Raw genomic sequence first — 5,777 nt, forward strand, 5'->3', positions numbered from 1 at the left:
TGGGACATGGACTGTCTCCCGGCCTCGAGGAATCGGTCGATTCATTCTTTCGGAGTAGGTAGTGTTAATCGGGCGTTCATCCGCCGCAAGTGTGGCAGATGCCAATTTGACCTACTTTTATTATTGCGCCGTACCTACGCGCCAAGAGTCCTGCTAACGCCTTCGGCAAAATACCAATTTATAATCGATTTCGGGACAACACGCGGTCGGCGCGCATCCCTTCGCCGGGGCAGGAGGTGGCGGCGCGCGTGGTGGCTCTGAAGCAAGGAGATCCGCTCGGCGGGACCACGCATTTAACGGCCGCCGCCATAAGCAAGGTCGCCGCTATCAGCATCTCGTCGGTGCAGCGGGTCTGGCGCGGGCATGGTCTGCAGCGGCATCGGGGGCGTACCTTCAAGCTTTCCACCGACTCGGCCTTCGTCGCCAAACTACGCGATGTCGTCGGGCTCTACGTCGACTCGCCCGCCCACGCCGTCGTGATGTCCATCGACGATCCTTCGACAGGCTCAGCAACCATTGAGAAGTGGCTCTGTCGTAGTCCACGGTGTCCCGCGCTGGAGGACGGCGTTGGCATAGGTGAGCAGTTTCCGGGCGCAGGCGGTCAGCGCCTTTTTGTGCGGCTTCCCGGCGGCGACCAGACGCTGGTAGAGTTCGCACAGCGCCACGTTCCAGCGGAAGCTGGCCGGCAGGGCTGCCACGTAGAGGGCACGCCGCACGCTGGCGCGTCCACCACTGATGCGGCGCAGGCCCTTGTGCGTGCCCGAGTCGTGATCGAACGGCGCGAGGCCTGCCAAGCAGGCGGCTTGCTCGCGTGAGAGCTGCCCCAGCTCCGGCATGTCGATCAGCAGGGTCAGGGCGGTGCGCCGGCCGATGCCCTGGCCGCTCTCGATCAAGGATAGTCGAGCGGCCAGTGCGGGCGCGGCATCGACCTCGGCCACGAGCCGCTTCGTCTCGGCCTTGAGGAGGCGCTGCAGCCGCTCGATCTCGCGGGTCTGCGCCTTGCGGAGCCGCACGTCGTGGAAGCTCTCCCGTCGCGTCTTGGCCCGCACGATGTCGGCTTCGATCTGCTCGATCCGGCGCAGGGCTTCGCCCAACAGGTCGAGATGGGGGTCGAACCCCGCCCGACGGGCTGTGAGACCTGCGACACACTCGGCGATCAGGCCGGCATCGAGCCGGTCGTTCTTGGCGCGTCGCCGCTTGTACTGGGCGAACGCCCGGACCTGCCGGGGCTGGAGCAGGACCACATGCAAGCCCGCCGCACACAGAGCGGCCAAGACCGTCCGCTCGTAGCCGCCCGACGCCTCGATCCCGACCGTTGAAACCCGGTGTTGCGTCAGGAAGGCCAGGAGATCGCCGATGGCCAGCGCGCGTAGTGTCGACCTGCACGGTCTCGCCGCCGGGGCGAAGGGCGACGTCGAGCTTGGCTTTGCCGGTGTCTATCCCGGCAATGATCGTGGCATCGTCTGTCATCTTCGTCGATCCTGCCTCGTCTACGAACCTTGGCTGTTCAGGCAACCATCCGGATCTGATGAAGGGGGCCGTCCGCGATCCTGCTGAGCCTCATCCCCGAACGGGATCCGATGAGGTCGATCCGACGGACGGCCGCCCGGTCCTGGATGGCCATCCAGGACCGGGCATCGCTCACGCGACGCCAGCAGATTAGCAAAAACGCCTAAAACGAGGATGAGGAGAGCCAGGCGTTCACCCACACGCAGGAGGCGCTGCCGATGAAGCCGGGCCAACCGACGACACATACGTACGACTACAAGCAATACGGTACGACGACCCTGTTTGCCGACCTAAACGTCCTGGAGGGCAAGGTGATCAGCCGCCGCATGCAACGCCGCCGAAACCAGAAACTCATCCGCTTCCTCAACACGGTCCAGGCTGCAGTTCCGGCGGGCAAAATCGTCCACGCGATCATGACAACTACGCCGTTCACAAACACCCGAAGGTCCGTGCCTGGCTCGAGCGCCACCCGCGGCTTCACCTTTCACTTCAGCCGACTTCAGCCTCGTGGTTCAACGCCGTAGAGGGCTTCTTCGCCAAGCTCGCAAAACGCCGGCTCCGACGCGGCGTGTTTGAATCGTGGCCTGCTCCCAACGCCCCACCAAAGTCTAACCGAGGCTGGAAGCTCTGCTTGTAGCCGATCCTCTATAAGGCCTACAACGCCATCGCGCGTATGTTCGGCCGAATCAAGGACTTCCGTCGCATCGCTACACGTAAGGATAGGTTCGCAACCCACTATCTTTCAGTCGACTGCATCGCTGCAACCGTCATTCTTGATTATGGGTCAAAACCCTAGTCAGCGATCGTGAGATCTGCTATTAGCTGCATGACTTATATATGACGAATATGGCCCCTAAAGAGGTTTGTAAAATCATGGACATGACAGCAAATAAAATAGTCAATGTGGGCAATATAGAAATAGGAAATACACTACCACTGGTGCTAGTTGCAGGCCCCTGCCAGATGGAAAGCCGTAACCATGCGCTTGATTCTGCCAATTACTTGAAGGAAATTGCAGAGAAGCTTGAAATCAAGATAATTTTTAAAACTTCTTTTGACAAAGCAAACCGTACAAGTGGTGACGCTGGCCGTGGGATAGGCCTGAAGGCTTCAATACCAATTTTCTCAGAAATCAAAGAACGTTTCGGGCTTACGACTATCACCGACGTTCACGATGTAAATCAATGCAGCGAAATAGGTAGGGTCGTAGATATCTTACAAATACCGGCCTTTTTGTGTAGACAGACGGATTTGTTAATTGCTGCTGCTAGAACAGGAAAAGTAGTTAATGTTAAAAAAGGACAGTTCCTCGCCCCCTGGGATATGATCAATGTAGTCAATAAGATTACGTCTGAAGGCAATGCGAATGTCCTCCTAACAGAACGCGGTACATCGTTTGGATACAATACACTTGTCTCTGATATGCGTGCTCTTCCTGAGATGGCGAAGACCGGTGCGCCTGTGATCTTTGATGCAACTCACTCCGTACAGCAACCGGGCGGTCGAGGCAAGTCTAGCGGTGGCCAACGCGAATTCGTGTCAGTGCTCGCGCGAGCTGCCGTTGCCGTTGGTGTCGCAGGCGTGTTTATAGAAACGCATGAAGATCCAGATAATGCTCCATCGGATGGACCCAATATGATTTCACACAAGCACCTCCCAATCCTTGTAGAGCAGCTGCTATCTATCGACCGTGTAGTAAAATCTTCATTGTGCAAATAAGTGCTTCGATCAATGTAACCTAAGGACCTTAAATGGAACTAGTGCAAATATTTTCCTTTTCTAGTCAAAGTGCTATAGCGGATGCAGAAGAGATCCGTCTCATGGCGGAGTCCGCGGGATGTAGCGCTAGCGTGATTTGTTATTTCGATGATCATAAGTCTCATACTGTAAATGGGAGTAGAATAGACACGCTTTGCAAGGATATTGGTTCCGCGCCATATTTATCCTCTGCCGATTTTTTCAATGCCTATGGCTTTGTTTTAAATATAGCGGACCTAATGGTACATAACGTATGTGCTGATATTAATAATCTGCCTCATCTAGCGGATAACTCAGTTTTTTCAGGGCATCTTCGGGGAATATATAGACTAATTCATGAGAAAATTTGTACGATAGAGCCGCGTCTAGTTGTCGTGCCTCATGGAGCTGAGGTTATTTCAAGGATTACAGCATTAGTATGCTATAAAACCAGCACACCATATGTTTTTTCAGAGAGTGGATTCTTTAGTGATTATATTTTTCTTGACCTTATGGCTCCTCACTTCTTTCGTGGTGAAACCGGCGTAGACAGAGCTTGGAATAATTGTTTTGGCGATGTCGAAAACAACGCTATTCGCGTCGGTAATGGTTTCATTGATCGATGGCTAGCCCGAGAGGAGTCTAAATACATTCAAGGTCAATCACCCGGGGAGTTAGCAAAACTCGACAAGTGGCTAAAACTTGATGCTCGCCCTATAGTTTTTCTTGCTGGACAACTTGCCAACGACGCCAATGTAGTTGCTTCTCTAGGTAGTTATTCATCTTACCGGGAAGTTTTGCGTGCTGCAATTGCATCAATACAGTCAGAATGGAGAATAATTTATAAACTTCATCCATTTGATGACGATAGTGGCGCCGTATTTGAGTGCGATGATAATATTTTCGTCTGTAAGCATACCAGTATTTTCCATTTGATCAAAATAGCTAATATCACAGCAACGCACTCTTCGAATGTTGGTCTGGAAGCTCTTATTATGCAGAAGCCTGTCATAACTTGGGGGAGCCCGCTTTACTCGGGTAAGAATGTTAGCATAGATTTGTATGATCCTACGTTACTTGGAGGTGCTTTAGATAAAGCGGTTCCTCCTAGTGCATCGCGGGTTGCGGCATTGGTCGGCCTTATAATAACTACGTCATTAATTCGCAAAGGTAATGGTCGGGAGTTTCGTGCTCGCTTGGAAAAGGCCGAGTCCATTGCTGCTACAGACAGATTGGAGCACTATGGTATTTGGTATAAAAATCTAATTAAAAGCCTGAACAATTACCTATTTTCTATCAGAATTGGAGAAACTATACCTAGTTTAACTCGTCTACAACTTTTACTAGACTTGAAATCGACTGGTTCATCAAGTCTTATTTGTGACGAGATCCATAAGCAAACTCTGAAGCCCGCGGAGTACCTCTTTGATATCTATTTCGACTCCCCTGAAATCAGAAATAGAGCAATAGCGGAGTTTCAGCGTCGCGCAGTCAGCATATCGCTTGCTGATGGGCGTTTCGCGGAAGAGATTGAAGCGTATTGCCAGGATGGACAAGACTTTTTACTGTGGATTGACACTGGGCAGTTTTGTTCCTCGAATAATCTGTTGGATATACAAGTCAAAACCTATGATGCAGCTTTAAAGGTAGCCCAAAGCGTTAAGTGTACATACGGGGCCGACCTTATTGCTGTCGACAAAAAGGAGGCATATCTAGCTCACTTTAGTCTAAGAGAAAGTGCGCATACCGAGATTACATATAGCGGAGGGTGCTCTAGTCGCGCCGCTATAATATATAAAAATATATTGCTTCCGTGGCAAATATTCCATGTAAACGCTAACCGCCGATTATCCGAAACACATACGTTGATCGGTCTAGATATAGCGGGGCACATTATTTATGGGCCGAATTGCGATGTGCCGGGTGGAGAATGGATAGCGAATTTTGACCTAAGTTTGATCGGTGATGATTTCAATTTAGATTCGCCGGATTTCATTTACAAATCAGTGATAACGGTTGATGTTTACTGCCCAAAACTTGATCTTATTTTAGTAAGCGAGTCGTATGGGCGGGAATTAGCTTCTGTTTCTTTGCCATTTTCTATAAACTCAAGATGCGCTCTGGAGTTCAGAGTTTTTTCTCATGGAGTTTGTTATGGATCATTACGTTTCGGAGGTGTCATACTCGTCGATTCCTCGAAGTTAAAAGAGCCGTTCACCGGACAGGCACTAAATCTGATAAGCACTTGGTCGGCAATGGAATGACGAACTGAAGCCATAGGCAGCGACGTTAGGTAGCTAATTTCAGCATTTCATGGGGCGGGTTTTTTTGTGCTATCGCTTCGCACGGCTTTCATTGCTTTGTAGAGGGCTCGATAAGAACTGAAGCGGCGTAGGGCCGTGAGGCGGCGCGCGAAGTTGTTGACGCTGGTTTAGGTCGTAGACTCATAAGATTGGAGCCAGATGCGGATGGCTGCGAGTTTGATGCTGGCGAGATAGTTGGCCGGGTCCTTGTCGTAGCGGGTGGCTACT

General features: G+C 51.7%; 5 protein-coding genes and 3 pseudogenes. 6 read left to right on the top strand and 2 right to left on the bottom strand.

All coding sequences use genetic code 11. The features are described 5' to 3' along the window. Positions 1-326: 326 nt before the first annotated feature. A pseudogene (locus ASF32_RS26670) lies at positions 327-500 on the top strand (IS630 family transposase); the annotation flags it as partial. A 6-nt stretch (positions 501-506) separates the two neighbouring features. Here ASF32_RS26670 and ASF32_RS18425 read toward each other — a convergent pair. Then, positions 507-1,364, bottom strand: coding sequence for an IS110 family transposase (locus ASF32_RS18425; RefSeq protein ID WP_348271430.1), 858 nt, complete (start codon positions 1,362-1,364; stop codon positions 507-509). Between ASF32_RS18425 and ASF32_RS26675 the strand changes: the two genes are divergently transcribed. The 5 genes and pseudogenes from ASF32_RS26675 to ASF32_RS24800 all read left to right on the top strand — a co-directional run bounded on the left by ASF32_RS26675 (position 1,357) and on the right by ASF32_RS24800 (position 5,510). After that, complete coding sequence (locus tag ASF32_RS26675) at positions 1,357-1,557, top strand: hypothetical protein (protein WP_244478064.1); 201 nt, start codon at positions 1,357-1,359, stop codon at positions 1,555-1,557. The two genes, ASF32_RS18425 and ASF32_RS26675, sit on opposite strands and share 8 nt — an antisense overlap. Before the next feature lie 170 nt (positions 1,558-1,727). Further along, positions 1,728-2,033, top strand: a complete 306-nt coding sequence (locus ASF32_RS18430) for a hypothetical protein (RefSeq protein ID WP_056431694.1) — start codon at positions 1,728-1,730, stop codon at positions 2,031-2,033. A gap of 32 nt (positions 2,034-2,065) precedes the next feature. After that, a pseudogene (locus tag ASF32_RS26680) lies at positions 2,066-2,305 on the top strand (IS5/IS1182 family transposase); the annotation flags it as partial. A gap of 41 nt (positions 2,306-2,346) precedes the next feature. After that, positions 2,347-3,228: a 3-deoxy-8-phosphooctulonate synthase gene (gene kdsA, locus ASF32_RS24795; protein WP_244478063.1), complete on the top strand. Its 882-nt coding sequence runs from the start codon at positions 2,347-2,349 to the stop codon at positions 3,226-3,228. A gap of 101 nt (positions 3,229-3,329) precedes the next feature. Further along, positions 3,330-5,510 (top strand): hypothetical protein, encoded by a 2,181-nt coding sequence (locus tag ASF32_RS24800; RefSeq protein WP_210166865.1) that lies wholly within the window; start codon positions 3,330-3,332, stop codon positions 5,508-5,510. A 167-nt stretch (positions 5,511-5,677) separates the two neighbouring features. Here ASF32_RS24800 and ASF32_RS26015 read toward each other — a convergent pair. Further along, positions 5,678-5,777 (bottom strand): annotated as a pseudogene (locus ASF32_RS26015) (IS5/IS1182 family transposase); the annotation flags it as partial.

The sequence above is a fragment of the Methylobacterium sp. Leaf91 genome, assembly GCF_001422815.1.
Lineage (GTDB): Bacteria > Pseudomonadota > Alphaproteobacteria > Rhizobiales > Beijerinckiaceae > Methylobacterium.